This window comes from Pseudomonas sp. EZ-C24, assembly GCF_014525325.1.
Classification (GTDB): Bacteria; Pseudomonadota; Gammaproteobacteria; order Pseudomonadales; family Pseudomonadaceae; genus Aquipseudomonas; species Aquipseudomonas shirazensis.
In genome coordinates this window covers 1-13846 of the sequence record NZ_JACDIU010000003.1, presented here as the reverse complement: position 1 = coordinate 13846, position 13846 = coordinate 1, and the positions used below count along the sequence as shown (strand labels likewise).

At 63.7% G+C, this 13846-nt stretch carries 15 protein-coding genes; 13 read left to right on the top strand and 2 right to left on the bottom strand.

All coding sequences use genetic code 11. The features are described 5' to 3' along the window. Positions 1 to 63: 63 nt before the first annotated feature. The 3 genes from IDM28_RS00535 (at position 64) to IDM28_RS00525 (ending at position 4834) form a co-directional block, all read left to right on the top strand. The gene (locus IDM28_RS00535) at positions 64 to 2283 is read left to right on the top strand and encodes a primosomal protein N' (RefSeq protein WP_188035153.1); all 2220 of its coding nucleotides are present in this window, start codon (positions 64 to 66) and stop codon (positions 2281 to 2283) included. A gap of 123 nt (positions 2284 to 2406) precedes the next feature. Next, complete coding sequence (gene argS / locus IDM28_RS00530) at positions 2407 to 4143, top strand: arginine--tRNA ligase (protein ID WP_101315495.1); 1737 nt, start codon at positions 2407 to 2409, stop codon at positions 4141 to 4143. 1 nt (position 4144) lies between these two features. After that, positions 4145 to 4834, top strand: a complete 690-nt coding sequence (locus tag IDM28_RS00525; RefSeq protein WP_188035152.1) for an SPOR domain-containing protein — start codon at positions 4145 to 4147, stop codon at positions 4832 to 4834. A gap of 71 nt (positions 4835 to 4905) precedes the next feature. On the opposite strand, the gene IDM28_RS00520 is transcribed toward IDM28_RS00525, so the two are convergent. Further along, complete coding sequence (locus IDM28_RS00520) at positions 4906 to 5325, bottom strand: NINE protein (protein WP_101315491.1); 420 nt, start codon at positions 5323 to 5325, stop codon at positions 4906 to 4908. A 165-nt stretch (positions 5326 to 5490) separates the two neighbouring features. Here IDM28_RS00520 and IDM28_RS00515 point away from each other — a divergent pair, with 165 nt between their 5' ends. Continuing rightward, positions 5491 to 6123, top strand: coding sequence for a C40 family peptidase (locus tag IDM28_RS00515; protein ID WP_188035151.1), 633 nt, complete (start codon positions 5491 to 5493; stop codon positions 6121 to 6123). Between the two features lie 41 nt (positions 6124 to 6164). On the opposite strand, the gene IDM28_RS00510 is transcribed toward IDM28_RS00515, so the two are convergent. Continuing rightward, positions 6165 to 7163 (bottom strand): type IV pilus twitching motility protein PilT, encoded by a 999-nt coding sequence (locus IDM28_RS00510; protein ID WP_188035150.1) that lies wholly within the window; start codon positions 7161 to 7163, stop codon positions 6165 to 6167. A gap of 65 nt (positions 7164 to 7228) precedes the next feature. Between IDM28_RS00510 and IDM28_RS00505 the strand changes: the two genes are divergently transcribed. The 9 genes from IDM28_RS00505 to IDM28_RS00465 all read left to right on the top strand — a co-directional run bounded on the left by IDM28_RS00505 (position 7229) and on the right by IDM28_RS00465 (position 13812). Continuing rightward, positions 7229 to 7915, top strand: a complete 687-nt coding sequence (locus tag IDM28_RS00505; RefSeq protein WP_101315485.1) for a YggS family pyridoxal phosphate-dependent enzyme — start codon at positions 7229 to 7231, stop codon at positions 7913 to 7915. A gap of 36 nt (positions 7916 to 7951) precedes the next feature. Next, positions 7952 to 8770 carry a pyrroline-5-carboxylate reductase gene (gene proC, locus IDM28_RS00500; protein WP_101315483.1) on the top strand — a complete coding sequence of 273 codons (819 nt, stop codon included), beginning with the start codon at positions 7952 to 7954 and terminating at the stop codon, positions 8768 to 8770. A 10-nt stretch (positions 8771 to 8780) separates the two neighbouring features. Next, positions 8781 to 9371 carry a YggT family protein gene (locus IDM28_RS00495; RefSeq protein ID WP_101315481.1) on the top strand — a complete coding sequence of 197 codons (591 nt, stop codon included), beginning with the start codon at positions 8781 to 8783 and terminating at the stop codon, positions 9369 to 9371. Positions 9372 to 9457: 86 nt separating this feature from the next. Beyond that, the gene (locus IDM28_RS00490) at positions 9458 to 10597 is read left to right on the top strand and encodes a homoserine O-succinyltransferase MetX (protein ID WP_101315479.1); all 1140 of its coding nucleotides are present in this window, start codon (positions 9458 to 9460) and stop codon (positions 10595 to 10597) included. A 7-nt stretch (positions 10598 to 10604) separates the two neighbouring features. Beyond that, positions 10605 to 11225, top strand: coding sequence for a methionine biosynthesis protein MetW (metW, locus tag IDM28_RS00485; protein ID WP_101315477.1), 621 nt, complete (start codon positions 10605 to 10607; stop codon positions 11223 to 11225). A gap of 27 nt (positions 11226 to 11252) precedes the next feature. Next, positions 11253 to 11687: a DUF4426 domain-containing protein gene (locus IDM28_RS00480; protein WP_188035149.1), complete on the top strand. Its 435-nt coding sequence runs from the start codon at positions 11253 to 11255 to the stop codon at positions 11685 to 11687. After that, positions 11684 to 12280, top strand: a complete 597-nt coding sequence (rdgB, locus tag IDM28_RS00475) for an RdgB/HAM1 family non-canonical purine NTP pyrophosphatase (RefSeq protein ID WP_101315473.1) — start codon at positions 11684 to 11686, stop codon at positions 12278 to 12280. The genes IDM28_RS00480 and rdgB overlap by 4 nt, the downstream gene beginning before the upstream one ends. Next, positions 12277 to 13476 carry a radical SAM family heme chaperone HemW gene (gene hemW, locus IDM28_RS00470; protein ID WP_262499944.1) on the top strand — a complete coding sequence of 400 codons (1200 nt, stop codon included), beginning with the start codon at positions 12277 to 12279 and terminating at the stop codon, positions 13474 to 13476. Before rdgB ends, hemW begins: the two co-directional genes overlap by 4 nt. A gap of 9 nt (positions 13477 to 13485) precedes the next feature. Then, a complete protein-coding gene (locus tag IDM28_RS00465) occupies positions 13486 to 13812 on the top strand; it encodes a DUF3392 family protein (protein ID WP_101315469.1) in 327 nt (108 codons plus the stop codon). The last annotated feature ends 34 nt before the right edge of the window (positions 13813 to 13846 follow it).

The following is a 13846-nucleotide window of genomic DNA, read 5'->3' as shown; positions in this document are numbered from 1 at the left end:
CGTCGTCTGCTAGGCTCGGCGCTGCCCTGAACTGTTCCGAAATGCCCTTCAGAGACCTTCTGCGTGTCCGACGTCATCCTGCGCCTTGCCCTGCCTTCGCCCCTGCGTCGCCTGTTCGACTACCGGGCCACGGCCGCCATGGCCCGCCAGCCGCTGACCCCGGGCATGCGTATCCGCGTGCCGTTTGGTCGCCGCGAGATGATCGGCATCCTGGTCGAGGTCTGCGCCACCAGTGAGGTGCCGGCCGACAAGCTCAAGGCTGCGATTGCCCTGCTCGACCCAACCTCACCGCTGCCGCCAGCGCTGTTCAAGCTGTGCCTGTGGACCGCTCAGTACTATCAGCACAGCTTGGGCGATACCCTGAGCTGGGCCCTGCCGGTGCTGCTGCGCCAGGGCGAAGCAGCCGAAATCCGCCAGGAGCGGTTCTGGCAGGTCACCGCTGACGCGCGCCTGGACGACCCGCGGATTGCCCGCGCGCCGCGTCAGCGCGAAGCCCTGCAGACCTTGTCGCAGCACCCGCACGGCGTTGCCCACAGCCTGTTGAGTAAGCTGGGCCTGAACAAGGACAGCCTCGACCTGCTGCTGGCCAAACAGCTGGTCCAGCTCGAGGTGCGCCGGCAACGCCCGGCCACCCGCCATGAACACTGGCTGGCGCAGCCGGAGCTGCCGCTCAACGACGAACAGCGGGCAGCCTTCGAAGCCGTGCGCTCGGGCTTTGGCAGCTTCCATGCGTTTCTGTTGGCAGGGGTTACCGGCAGCGGCAAGACCGAGGTCTACCTGCAACTGATCCGCGAAACCCTGGAGGCCGGCAAGCAGGCGCTGGTGCTGATCCCCGAGATCAACCTCGGCCCGCAGACCCTGGCGCGCTTCGAGCAGCGCTTCAATGCGCGCATCGCTCTGCTGCACTCGGCGGTGAACGACCGTGAGCGCCTGGATGCCTGGCTGGCGGCGCGGGATGGCGAAGCCGACATCATTATCGGCACCCGTTCGGCGCTGTTCACGCCGATGAAAAACCCTGGCCTGATCATCATCGACGAAGAGCACGACGGCTCATATAAACAGCAGGAGGGCCTGCGCTACCACGCCCGCGATCTGGCGCTGGTACGCGCGCATCAAGAGAACGTACCCATTCTGCTCGGATCGGCCACGCCCTCGCTGGAGAGCCTGCACAACGCCCACACCGGCCGTTACGGCCTGCTGCGCATGAACCACCGCGCCGGGGGTGCGAAACAGCCGCGCTTCCTGCGCCTCGACGTGCGCAGCCGGCCGCTGGACAGCGGCATCAGTGGCCCGCTGCAACAGGCCATCGGCAAGACCCTCGAAGCCGGCCAGCAGGTGCTGGTATTCCTCAACCGGCGCGGTTTTGCCCCGACACTGCTGTGCCACGACTGTGGCTGGATGTCGGGCTGCCCGCGCTGCGATGCACGCATGACCGTGCACCAGCGTTCCGGCGTGCTGCGCTGCCACCACTGCGGCTATGACGAGCGCCTGCCGCTGCGCTGCCCCAAGTGTGCGCATGTCGACCTGCGCCCAGTGGGTGCCGGCACCGAGCGCGCCGAAGAGCGCCTGAAAGTACTGTTCCCGGACTTCCCGGTATTGCGCGTGGACCGCGACAGCACATCGCGCAAAGACGCCATGCACAACCTGTTCACCACCATCCAGCGCGGCCAGCCGAGCATCCTCGTCGGCACGCAGATGCTCGCCAAGGGCCACCATTTTCCGCGAGTTACCCTGGTGGCGATCCTCGATGCCGATGGCGGGCTGTTCTCTGGCGACTTCCGCGCCAGCGAGCGCATGGCCCAGTTGATCGTGCAGGTCGCCGGCCGCGCCGGGCGCGCCGAAGAGCCGGGCAAGGTCATCGTGCAGACCCACCTGGCCGAGCACCCGCTGCTGGTGCAGTTGACTGAAGAAGGCTACTTCGCCTTTGCCGAACAGGCCCTGAGCGAACGCCGCAGCGCCGGCCTGCCGCCCTTCGCCCACCTCGCCCTGCTGCGCGCCGAAGCGCACAAGCCGGGCCAGGCCGAAGGGTTTCTGGATGAAGCGTGCAGCGCCGCCGAGCGCTTGCTGGCCGAACAAGGCGGCCAGGGCATCGAGTTGCTCGGCCCGGTGCCGGCACCGATGGAACGCCGCGCCGGGCGCTTTCGCGCGCAGCTATTGTTGCAGGCCAGCGCCCGCGCGCCGCTGCACCGGCTGATCAGCGCCTGGCTGCTGGAGCTGGAACAGATGCCCAGCGGGCGTCAGGTGCGCTGGTCGCTGGACGTCGATCCGGTCGACCTGTACTGAGCTGTTGACGCGCCGTTGATACCCGCAAAGGTTGGCAACCACGGCTCAGCCACGGATAATGCTCAGTTTTTCCACCTGCGCATCGAAGCGCTCCGCCGCGCTTGCGGTCGAAAAGAGATTCCGATGAAAGACACCATTCGCCAGCTGATCCAGCAAGCCCTCACCCAACTCGTCGCCGACGGTGTGCTGCCTGACGGCCTGACCCCGGCGATTCAGGTGGAAAACGCCCGCGACAAGACCCACGGTGACTTCGCCAGCAACATTGCCATGATGCTGGCCAAGCCAGCCGGGATGAAGCCGCGAGACCTCGCCGAAAAGCTCATCGCAGCACTGCCGACCAGCGCTGACATCAGCAAAGTCGAGATCGCCGGTCCGGGCTTCCTCAACTTCTTCCAGAACACCGCCGCCCTGGCCGAGCGCCTTGATGCTGCCCTGGCCGATAGCCAGCTTGGCGTGCGCAAGGCTGGTCCGGCCGAGAAGGTCGTGGTCGACCTGTCGGCGCCGAACCTGGCCAAGGAAATGCACGTCGGCCACCTGCGCTCGACCATCATCGGTGACAGCGTTGCGCGAGTGCTGGAGTTTCTCGGCGACACGGTGATCCGCCAGAACCACGTCGGCGACTGGGGCACCCAGTTCGGCATGCTGATGGCCTACCTGCAGGAAAATCCGATCACCAGCGACGAGCTGTCTGACCTGGAAAACTTCTACCGCGCCGCGAAGAAGCGCTTCGACGAATCCGAAGAATTCGCCACCCGCGCCCGTGGCCTGGTGGTCAAGCTGCAAGCCGGCGACCCCGACTGTCTGGCGTTGTGGACGCGCTTCAAGGACATCTCGCTGTCGCACTGCCAGAAGACCTACGAGCTGCTCAACGTCAAGCTGAGCATGGCCGACGTGATGGGCGAAAGCGCCTACAACGCTGATCTGGCCAACGTCATCAGCGACCTCAAGAGCAAAGGCCTGCTGGTCGAAAGCCAGGGCGCGCAGTGCGTGTTCCTCGAGGAATTCAAGACCGCCGATGGCGAGCCGCTGCCGGTGATCGTGCAAAAGGCCGATGGCGGCTACCTGTACGCCACTACCGACCTTGCCGCCGTGCGCTACCGCAGCAACGTGCTCAAGGCCGATCGCGCGCTGTACTTCGTCGACCAGCGTCAGGCACTGCACTTCAACCAGGTATTTGAAGTGGCCCGCCGCGCAGGCTTTGTCGGCCACCCGATGCAGATGGAACACATGGGCTTCGGCACCATGAACGGCGCCGATGGCCGCCCGTTCAAGACCCGTGATGGCGGCACCGTCAAGCTGATCGACCTGCTCAACGAGGCCAAGGACCGCGCCTATGCGCTGGTCAAGGAAAAGAACCCGAGCCTGGCCGAAGACGAACTGCGCCAGATCGCCGAAGTGGTCGGTATTGGCGCGGTGAAATACGCCGACCTGTCCAAGCACCGCACCAGCGATTACAGCTTCAACTTCGAACTGATGCTCAACTTCGAAGGCAACACCGCGCCGTACCTGCTGTACGCCTACACCCGGGTCGCGGGCGTGTTCCGCAAGCTGGGCAAGGGTTACGACCAGCTCGACGGCCAGATCGTGCTGCAGGCCCCACACGAGCAGGACCTGGCCGCACGCCTGGCGCAGTTCGGCGAAGTGCTCAACAGCGTCGCCGACAAAGGTACCCCGCACGTTCTGTGCAGCTACCTGTACGACATCGCCGGGTTGTTCTCCAGCTTCTACGAGAACTGCCCGATCCTCGCCGCCGAAACCGCTGAACAACAACAGAGCCGCCTGCGCCTGGCCGCCCTGACCGGCCGCACGCTCAAGCAAGGCCTGGAGTTGCTCGGCCTGGAAACCCTGGAGCGCATGTAAGTTGGCTGCCAAGAAAAAACCTGCACCCAAGCGCGGCGCCAGCCGCCAACAGGCCCCTGCCAAACAGCCGATCCCGGGTTGGATCTGGCTGGCGGTCGGCCTGACGGTTGGCGCGTTCATTGTCTTCCTGATGAAGCTCGAGCCTGGCGGTGATGACATCAGGCGGGCCAAGCCGGAACAGCAAAAACCGGGCAGGACTGCCGAAGCAGCCAAGACCACCGCGGCCACGCCGCAGGTACCGGTCAAGCCAAAGTACGACTTCTACACCTTGCTGCCTGAGTCGGAGGTGATCGTGCCGCCTGAGGCCGTGCCGGAGAAAACGCCGCCGGTACCGGCGCAACCGGTGACCCCGGCCGAGGCTGCGAAAATCGACACAGCGCGCGCGCAGGCAGCACTGCTCGGGCAGACTCCGCCGCCGCCACCGCCGGTGATCAAGCCAGCGGCAACCACGCAGTTCTTCCTCCAGGCCGGTTCGTTCCGCAAAGAGGCCGATGCTGACAAGGTGCGGGCGCAGATCATCCTGCTCGGCCAGGTGGTCAAGGTCGAGTCGGGCACGGTCAAGGAGGAGACCTGGTACCGGGTGCTGGTCGGCCCTTTCAGCAACCGTGAACAACTCACGGTTGCCCAGAAGCAGCTGGCCGGTGCGGGCTTCAGCAACCTTCTGCTGCAACAGCGACAGACCCGTCAGTAACTGAAAAGGCCTTGCCGCGAATCGCGCCAAGGCCTTTTTTTCAGCTCGTCATTGAGGCTGGAACGGATCAGTCAGACCCGGCCGCTGTTCACATCGGAAATCTGCCGGTTGAGCGTCCAGAAGTCGTAGAGGATGCCAAGCAGGAACAGGCCCCCGGTAAAGAAGTAGATGATCGCCGTGATCCATTTACCCATGTACAGCCGGTGCACGCCGAACAGCCCGAGGAAGGTCAGCAGTACCCACGCCAGGCTGTAGTTGACCCGACCCGACTGGAAGCGCATGTCTGCCTCGCGGTCCATCGCCGGGATCAGGAACAGGTCGATCAACCAGCCAATGCCCAGCAGGCCCAGAGTGAAGAACCAGATAGTCCCGGTAATCGGCTTGCCGTAGTAGAAACGGTGCGCGCCGAGGAAGCCGAAAATCCACAACAGGTACCCCAGTACCTTGCTATGGGTGTCGTGATAAGGCGCCCCTTGTTGATAAGTATTCATTCCTAGCCCTCGTGGCTTAGCCAAAAATATTCTCAGAATAAATGTGACTTTTTCATGTGAAGCCGACGCATGGTTCCTTGCAGTCGACCAACGGATCATTTTTTGAGCAAAAAGCTGTTATAAAGTTGCGCGTCATCACCTAATCATCTTTCAAGAGCTTCATCTATGCCGCCTTTATTCAAGACATGGCTGACCCTCTGCCTCTTGTTACCCCTGGCAGCCCACGCCACCAATCGTGAGCAACGACTTCCCAACGGCTTCACTGGCTACACCACCAACGCCACCGTGAAGCATGCACCGGTCAAACATGCAGCAGCCAAATCGGCCAATCTGCTTGCCCGCCCAAGCAATGCTGCCAACGCCTTGCCGGCTGTGGCCATGTCCGCCAAGCAGAGCAGCAACGTGCTAAGCCGCGCGGTGAATGTGCTCGGCACCCCTTATCGCTGGGGCGGCAGCACGCCAGGCAAGGGCTTTGACTGCAGCGGGCTGGTGAAATATGCGTTCAACGACGTGGCAGACGTCGATTTACCGCGTACCTCCAATGCCATGGCCCAGGGTCACGGCGTCAAGGTTGCCAAGGGCGATCTGAAGCCAGGCGACCTGATCTTCTTCAACATCAAGAGCCGCCGGGTCAATCATGTTGCCATTTACCTGGGCAACGACCGCTTCATCCATGCACCGCGTCGTGGCAAGTCGGTCAGCATCGACCAACTGAGCAAGCCGTACTGGCAGAAACACTACGTAGTCGCCAAGCGCGTCCTGCCGAAGGATCAACAGCTGAGCCTGGCCAAGCGCTGACAGGTGCACGCGCTGGCCTCGCAACGAGGCCAGTGCAGATGCTACCCCGTTTCGATCACGCCTTCAGCGCGCAACTGTTGCAAAGCTGCATCCATGGTCTTCATCCCCGCCGCGCCTCCCGCCTGCATCAGTGAGTAGATCTGCGCCAACCGTCCCTCGCGGATCAGGTTGCGCACAGCCATGTTCGCCAGCAGAACTTCCCGCGCCGCAACCCGACCGGTACCGCGCCGTTTGACCAGCATCTGCGCCACGACCACGCACAGCGAGTCGGCCAGGAGGGTACGCACCAGCGGTTTCTCGTCGGCGGCAAACACCTCCACCATACGGTCGATGCTGCTCACCGCCGAGCGCGTGTGCACGGTCGCCAGTACCAGATGCCCGGTCTGCGCCGCGCGCAGCGCCAGGCGGATCGACTCCAGATCACGCAGTTCACCCAGCACGATCACGTCAGGGTCCTGACGCAGGGCGCTGCGCAGGCCTTGGGCAAAGTCACTGCTGTGCTGGCCGACCTCACGCTGGGTGACCAGGCTGCGCTGGCTGCTGTGGATAACTTCGATCGGGTCTTCCAGGGTGATGATGTGTAACGAGCGCTCACGATTGAGCCAGTCGACCAGTGCGGCCAGGGTGCTCGACTTGCCGCTACCCGTTGCCCCGCCGATCAGCACCAGGCCATCGGTGCACTGGGCAACAGCTTGCAATACATCTTCCAGACCAAGCTCGGTGATGCTTGGCACATGGCTCGGGATCAAGCGCAGGCTGGCGGCCAGGCCGTTACGCTGGCGAAACAGGTTGAGGCGGCAGCGGCAGCCCTGGTTCAGGGTCACTGCCAGATCCAGTTCGGCACCGGCCAGCCATTGCTGCATCTGGTGCTCAGCCAAAAGCGGCGCCAGCCCTTGCTGCAGTTGGCCGGCAGGCATCGGCGGCAGATCGAGTCGGCGCAGGTCGCCGTCCACGCGCAGCAGTGGTGGTTCGGCCTCGGCCAGATGCAGGTCGGATGCCCCCGCAGCAGCGGCCTGGGCCAGCAGGTCAGTCACGTCCATGAGACTCCCCAAAGGCTATCAAGCAGGTAGAATGGCGCAGATCACTGAGCCGCCGGCATTCTTCCATGTCCACCATAGCAGACCACCTCGGCGCCCTCGCCGCCCGTATCGACAGCGCAGCGCTCGCCTGTGGCCGCGACCCAGCCAGCATCAAGTTGCTGGCCGTGAGCAAGACCAAACCCGCCGCCGCCGTGCGTGAAGCCTACGCTGCCGGCGTGCGCGACGTGGGTGAAAACTACCTGCAGGAAGCCCTGGCCAAGCAAGATGAATTAACTGACCTGGCCTTGACCTGGCACTTCATCGGCCCCATTCAATCGAACAAGACCCGCGCGATTGCCGAGCATTTCGCCTGGGTGCATTCGGTAGACCGCTTGAAGATCGCCCAACGCCTGTCCGAACAACGCCCGACCGAGCTGGCGCCACTGAACATCTGCCTGCAGGTCAACGTCAGTGGCGAGGACAGCAAGTCTGGCTGTACCCCGGCTGAGCTGCCAGCATTGGCAGCAGCGGTGGCCGCACTGCCGGGCCTACGTTTGCGTGGTTTGATGGCCATCCCCGAGCCGAGCGATGAGCGCGCGGTGCAGGAGGCTGCCTTTGCCCGACTGCGCGAGCTGCAGGCCAGCCTGAATCTTGGCCTGGACACCCTGTCGATGGGCATGAGCCACGACCTCGAGGCCGCCATCAGCCAAGGTGCGACCTGGGTGCGTATTGGCACCGCCCTGTTCGGCGCGCGCGATTACGGGCAGGCTTGAATCCATGCTTTACTCACTTTTTTCTAAGGACCTGACATGAGCAAGACACGTATTGCCTTTATCGGCGCCGGCAACATGGCCGCCAGCCTGATTGGCGGCCTGCGTGCGCAGGGTCTGGACGCTGCGCAGATTCGCGCCAGCGACCCTGGCGCCGAGACCCGCAGCCGGGTTCGCGCCGAGCACGCAATCGAGGTGTTCGAAGACAACGCTCAAGCAATCGCCGACGCCGACGTGATCGTCCTGGCGGTCAAGCCGCAGGTCATGAAAAGCGTCTGCCAGAGCCTGCAGGCCAACCTGCAGGACGGCCAACTGATCGTCTCCATCGCCGCCGGGATCACCTGCGCCAGCCTGCAAGACTGGCTCGGCCCGCGCCCTGTGGTGCGCTGCATGCCCAACACCCCGGCCCTGTTGCGCCAAGGCGTCAGCGGCCTGTACGCCACCGAGCAGGTGTCTGCCGAGCAACGTCAGCAGGCCGAAGAACTGCTGTCGGCCGTAGGCACGGCGCTGTGGCTGGAGCACGAGCAGCAGCTGGACGCCGTAACGGCAGTCTCCGGCAGCGGCCCGGCGTACTTCTTCCTGCTGATCGAAGCAATGACCGCTGCCGGCGAAAAGCTCGGCCTGCCGCGCGAAACCGCTTCCCAGCTGACCCTGCAAACCGCCCTCGGCGCGGCGCACATGGCAGTCGCCAGTGATGTCGATGCCGCTGAGCTGCGCCGCCGGGTCACCTCGCCTGCCGGGACCACCGAGGCGGCGATCAAATCGTTCCAGGGCAATGCTTTCGAGGCCATCGTCGAACAGGCGCTGCAGGCCGCGGCAACGCGCTCCGCCGAGCTCGCCGAACAATTGGGCAAATAAGGAGCTGTTGATGAATGCACTGTCTGGCGCCGCTATTTTCGTGGTGCAAACCCTGGTCAGCCTGTATCTGGCGATCGTTCTGCTGCGCTTTGTGCTGCAACTGGTCAAGGCCGACTTCTACAACCCGCTGAGCCAGTTCGCGGTGCGCGCCACGCAACCGCTGCTCAAGCCTATCCGGCGCATCGTGCCGAGCATCTTCGGCCTGGATACCTCGTCGCTGCTGCTGGCGATCCTGATTCAGGCGCTGCTGATGGCCTTTGTGCTGATGATCACCTACGGCACCGCCGGTGACATCCTGCACCTGCTGATGTGGGCGATCATTGGCGTTACCTCGCTGTTCCTGAAGATCTTCTGGGTCGCGATGATCGTCATGGTCATCGTCTCCTGGGTTGCGCCCAACAGCCACAACCCGGCTGCCGAGCTCGCCTACCAGATCGCCGAGCCAGTGCTGGCGCCGTTCCGCCGCCTGATACCGAACCTGGGCGGCCTGGACATCTCGCCGATCTTTGCCTTCCTGGCGATCCAGGTGATCCAGTCGTTCGTGATGCCACCACTGGCAGCCTACGCCGGCATGCCGCAAGAGCTGTGGCGAATGATCTGACCCGTGCACCGCCAGCGGCAGCCTGTGCTTGCCGCTGGGGGTAGCGCTCTTTAGACTTACGCCTCCGTCAAGCGTGAGCAGGGTCGATGTCCACTGTCTTTCCCGAAGATTCCGTCGGTCTGGTAACACCGCAGACTGCCCGGTTCGATGAACCGTTGGCGCTGGCCTGCGGCCGATCGCTGGCCAGCTACGAGCTGGTCTATGAAACCTATGGCACGCTCAACAGCAGCGCGAGCAATGCCGTGCTGATCTGCCACGCGCTGTCTGGCCATCATCATGCCGCGGGCTTTCACCGTGCCGACGAGCGCAAGCCCGGCTGGTGGGACAGCTGTATAGGCCCTGGCAAGCCGATCGACACCAACCGCTTCTTCGTGGTCAGCCTGAACAACCTTGGCGGCTGTAACGGCAGCACCGGCCCGAGCAGCGTCAACCCGCTGACCGGCAAGCCCTACGGCGCCGACTTCCCGGTGCTCACCGTGGAAGACTGGGTACACAGCCAGGTGCGCCTGGCCGACCGCCTCGGCATCAACCAGTGGGCCGCCGTGGTGGGTGGCAGTCTCGGTGGCATGCAGGCCCTGCAATGGACCATCACCTACCCTGACCGGGTCCGCCACTGCGTCGATATCGCCTCCGCGCCCAAACTGTCGGCGCAGAACATCGCCTTCAACGAAGTTGCCCGCCAGGCCATCCTCACCGACCCTGAGTTCCACGGTGGCTCGTTCCAGGACCAGGGCGTGATCCCCAAGCGCGGCCTGATGCTGGCGCGCATGGTCGGCCACATCACCTACCTGTCGGATGACTCGATGGGCGAGAAATTCGGCCGCGAACTCAAGAGCGACAAGCTCAACTACGACTTCCACAGCGTTGAGTTTCAGGTCGAAAGCTACCTGCGCTACCAAGGCGAAGAATTCTCTGGTCGCTTTGACGCCAACACCTACCTGTTGATGACCAAGGCGCTCGACTACTTCGATCCGGCAGCCACACATGGCGGCGATCTGGCGGCAACCTTGAGCAACGTCACGGCAGACTACTGCGTGATCTCGTTCACTACCGACTGGCGCTTCTCGCCGGCCCGCTCGCGAGAAATCGTCGATGCGTTGATGGCCGCACGCAAGAACGTCTGCTATCTGGAAATCGACTCGCCGTACGGCCACGACGCCTTCCTGATACCAACGCCTCGCTACATGCTGGGTTTCTCGAACTACATGAACCGCATCGCCATCTGAGGACCGCATGAGAGCCGACCTGGAAATCATCCAAGACTGGATCCCCGCCGGCAGCCGGGTCCTCGACCTGGGCTGCGGCAACGGCGAGCTGCTGGCGTCGTTGCGCGACCTCAAGCAGGTCACCGGCTACGGCCTGGAGATCGATGCCGACAACATCGCCGCGTGCGTGGCCAAGGGCGTCAACGTCATCGAGCAGGACCTCGACAAGGGTCTGGGCAACTTTGCCAGCAACAGCTTTGACGTGGTGGTCATGACCCAGGCCCTGCAGGCGGTCGAATACCCCGACCGGATCCTCGCCGAAATGCTGCGGGTGGGCCGCGAGTGCATCATCACCTTCCCCAACTTCGGCCACTGGCGCTGCCGTTGGTACCTGGCCAGCAAGGGCCGCATGCCGGTTTCGGACTTCATGCCGTACACCTGGTACAACACGCCGAACATCCACTTCTGCACCTTTGCCGACTTCGAGCAGCTGTGCGTCGATCACCATGCCAAGGTCCTCGACCGGCTGGCCGTCGACCGCCTGCACCGCAATGGCATCGGCGGCCGGGTTTGGCCTAATCTGTTGGGAGAAATCGGCATCTATCGCCTCAGCAGCCCGAGCCTGAGCGAACACCAGATCGCCGTCTGACCCCGTACCGCTTGGAGGATTCGCCCGATGCGTCGACTCGCTGTATTACTGCTCGGCCTGTGCATGGCCCTACCGGTGCTGGCTGCCGATGCGGCCAAGGCCCAGCGCAAGGAAGTATTCGGGGATGTCACCGTGCATTACAGCGCCTTCACTTCGAGCATGCTGCAGCCGGCGATTGCCACCGCCAATGGCCTGATCCGCAGCAAGAACCAGGGCGTGCTGACCGTGTCGGTGCTCAAGGGCGGCAAGCCGGACATGGCCATGGTCAGCGGCAGCGTCAAGGACCTCACCGGGCGCAGCAGCCCGCTGGCGTTCCGCCAGGTCGGCGACCCTAGTGGCGTCAGCTACCTCGCCCAGTTCCCAATCGAGCAGGCGCAGACGCTGATCTTCGAACTCACGGTTGCCAGCGGCGGCGCCAGCCATTCTTTCAGCTTCAACCAGGAAGTGTTCCCAGGCGAATGATCAATCTTCAGCAACTCGTATTGGCCAGCCATAACGCTGGCAAGCTCAAAGAACTCCAGGCCATGCTTGGCGAGTCGGTGCACCTGCGTTCGATCGGCGAATTCAGCCAGGTCGAGCCGGAAGAAACCGGCCTGTCATTCGTCGAAAACGCCATTCTCAAGGCCCGCAACGCGGCGCGCATTTCCGGCTTGCCGGCACTGGCCGATGACTCGGGCCTGGCCGTGGACTTTCTCGGCGGCGCGCCGGGCATCTACTCGGCACGCTATGCCGATGGCAAGGGCGATGCCGCCAACAACGCTAAGCTGCTCGACGCGCTGAAAGACGTGCCGGATGAGCAACGTGGTGCGCAGTTCGTCTGTGTGCTGGCGTTGGTACGGCATGCCGATGACCCACTGCCGATCCTCTGCGAAGGCCTCTGGCACGGCAGCATCCTGCGTGCTGCCAGTGGCGAGCATGGCTTTGGCTACGATCCGCTGTTCTGGGTGCCCGAGCGCAACTGCTCGAGCGCAGAGCTCGCGCCGCTGGAGAAGAACCAGCTCAGCCACCGCGCCCGCGCCATGGCCCTGCTGCGTCAGCGTCTGGGCCTGGCATGACCGACAAGCCGTCGATCCAGCTGCTCCATCCGCGGGCCTCTGGCGCGCGCCTGGCATTGCCGGAGCTGCCCCCGCTGTCGCTGTACATCCATATCCCCTGGTGCGTGCGCAAGTGCCCCTACTGCGACTTCAACTCGCACCAGGCCGGCCCTGATCTGCCTGAAGAAGCCTACGTCGACGCCTTGCTGGCAGACCTTGAACAAGAGCTGCCTGCCGTGCAGGGCCGCACCATCAGCACGATCTTCTTTGGCGGTGGCACGCCAAGCCTGTTCAGCGCCGCTGCGCTGGACCGCCTGCTGCGGGGGGTTGAACAGCACATTGCGTTTGCCGCCGATATCGAGATAACCCTCGAGGCCAACCCGGGCACCTTCGAGCAGGACAAGTTCAAGGCTTACCGGCAGACCGGTATCAATCGCCTGTCGATCGGCGTGCAGAGCTTCCAACCGGCCAAGCTGGAGAAGCTTGGCCGCATTCATAACGGCGACGAGGCGATCCGCGCAGCCGACATGGCGCGCGCAGCAGGTTTTGACAACTTCAACATGGACCTGATGCACGGCCTGCCCGATCAGTCGTTGGAGGACGCCTTGGGCGACCTGCAGCAGGCAATCGACCTGGGCCCGACGCACCTGTCCTGGTATCAGCTTACCGTCGAGCCGAACACGGTGTTCTGGAACCAGCCGCCCGAGCTGCCTGAAGACGACATCCTCTGGGATATCCAGGAAGCCGGGCAGTTGCTGCTGGCCAACAATGGTTTCCATCAGTACGAAGTGTCGGCCTATGCCCAGGCCGATCGCGCCGCACGGCACAACCTCAATTACTGGCGCTTCGGCGACTTCATCGGCATCGGCGCCGGCGCCCACGGCAAGCTGTCGTTCGCCGACGGGCGCATCCTGCGCACCTGGAAGACGCGTCTACCCAAGGACTACCTGAACCCGGCCAAGCCGTACAAGGCTGGGGAGAAGCTGCTGCCAGTGGATGAGCTGCCGTTCGAGTTTTTGATGAATGCGCTGCGCCTGACGGATGGGGTCGAGGCTGAGTTGTTCCACCGCCGCACCGGTCTGCCGCTGGCGCAGCTGGCCGAAGCCCGGCGCCTGGCCGAACAAAAGGGGCTTTTGCAGGTCGAACCGGATCGGCTGGCAGCAACACCGCGCGGCCAGTTGTTCCTCAATGACCTGCTGCAGTATTTCTTGACCTAAGGATGACCCATGGACCTGGTACTTGACCTGCTTGCGACCGTGTCGCGCTGGAGCCGCAGCAACCTGTCGGAGATCTCGCTGGCGCTGGTAGGCTGCCTGCTGGTGCTGTTCGGCACGGATATCAAGGGTTGGGTAGACCAGCGCCTGGGCGGCCTGGCCGGCGCGTTGCGCATACCATTCATGGCCTTGCTGGTGATGGTGGGCAGCGGTGCGGCGTTGATCTATGCCACGCCGTGGGTGATCAAGGGGCTCAGCCAGTTCAACAACTACGCATTGGCGCCGGTACTGCTGGTGGTGCTGGTGTTGATCGGTGTGGTGGCTGATCGTCGTGGTTGATGTGTAGACCGTGTGTTGGGGCGCTTTGCGCCCC

Bases quoted from the DNA above. Each gene is read 5' to 3' on its own strand.
- IDM28_RS00505 (WP_101315485.1), top strand. From the start codon at position 7,229: ATGTCCACCATAGCAGACCACCTCGGCGCCCTCGCCGCCCGTATCGAC.
- IDM28_RS00515 (WP_188035151.1), top strand. From the start codon at position 5,491: ATGCCGCCTTTATTCAAGACATGGCTGACCCTCTGCCTCTTGTTACCC.
- metW (WP_101315477.1), top strand. From the start codon at position 10,605: ATGAGAGCCGACCTGGAAATCATCCAAGACTGGATCCCCGCCGGCAGC.
- IDM28_RS00495 (WP_101315481.1), top strand. From the start codon at position 8,781: ATGAATGCACTGTCTGGCGCCGCTATTTTCGTGGTGCAAACCCTGGTC.
- rdgB (WP_101315473.1), top strand. From the start codon at position 11,684: ATGATCAATCTTCAGCAACTCGTATTGGCCAGCCATAACGCTGGCAAG.
- IDM28_RS00480 (WP_188035149.1), top strand. From the start codon at position 11,253: ATGCGTCGACTCGCTGTATTACTGCTCGGCCTGTGCATGGCCCTACCG.
- IDM28_RS00465 (WP_101315469.1), top strand. From the start codon at position 13,486: ATGGACCTGGTACTTGACCTGCTTGCGACCGTGTCGCGCTGGAGCCGC.
- IDM28_RS00490 (WP_101315479.1), top strand. From the start codon at position 9,458: ATGTCCACTGTCTTTCCCGAAGATTCCGTCGGTCTGGTAACACCGCAG.
- proC (WP_101315483.1), top strand. From the start codon at position 7,952: ATGAGCAAGACACGTATTGCCTTTATCGGCGCCGGCAACATGGCCGCC.
- argS (WP_101315495.1), top strand. From the start codon at position 2,407: ATGAAAGACACCATTCGCCAGCTGATCCAGCAAGCCCTCACCCAACTC.
- IDM28_RS00520 (WP_101315491.1), bottom strand. From the start codon at position 5,325: ATGAATACTTATCAACAAGGGGCGCCTTATCACGACACCCATAGCAAG.
- hemW (WP_262499944.1), top strand. From the start codon at position 12,277: ATGACCGACAAGCCGTCGATCCAGCTGCTCCATCCGCGGGCCTCTGGC.
- IDM28_RS00510 (WP_188035150.1), bottom strand. From the start codon at position 7,163: ATGGACGTGACTGACCTGCTGGCCCAGGCCGCTGCTGCGGGGGCATCC.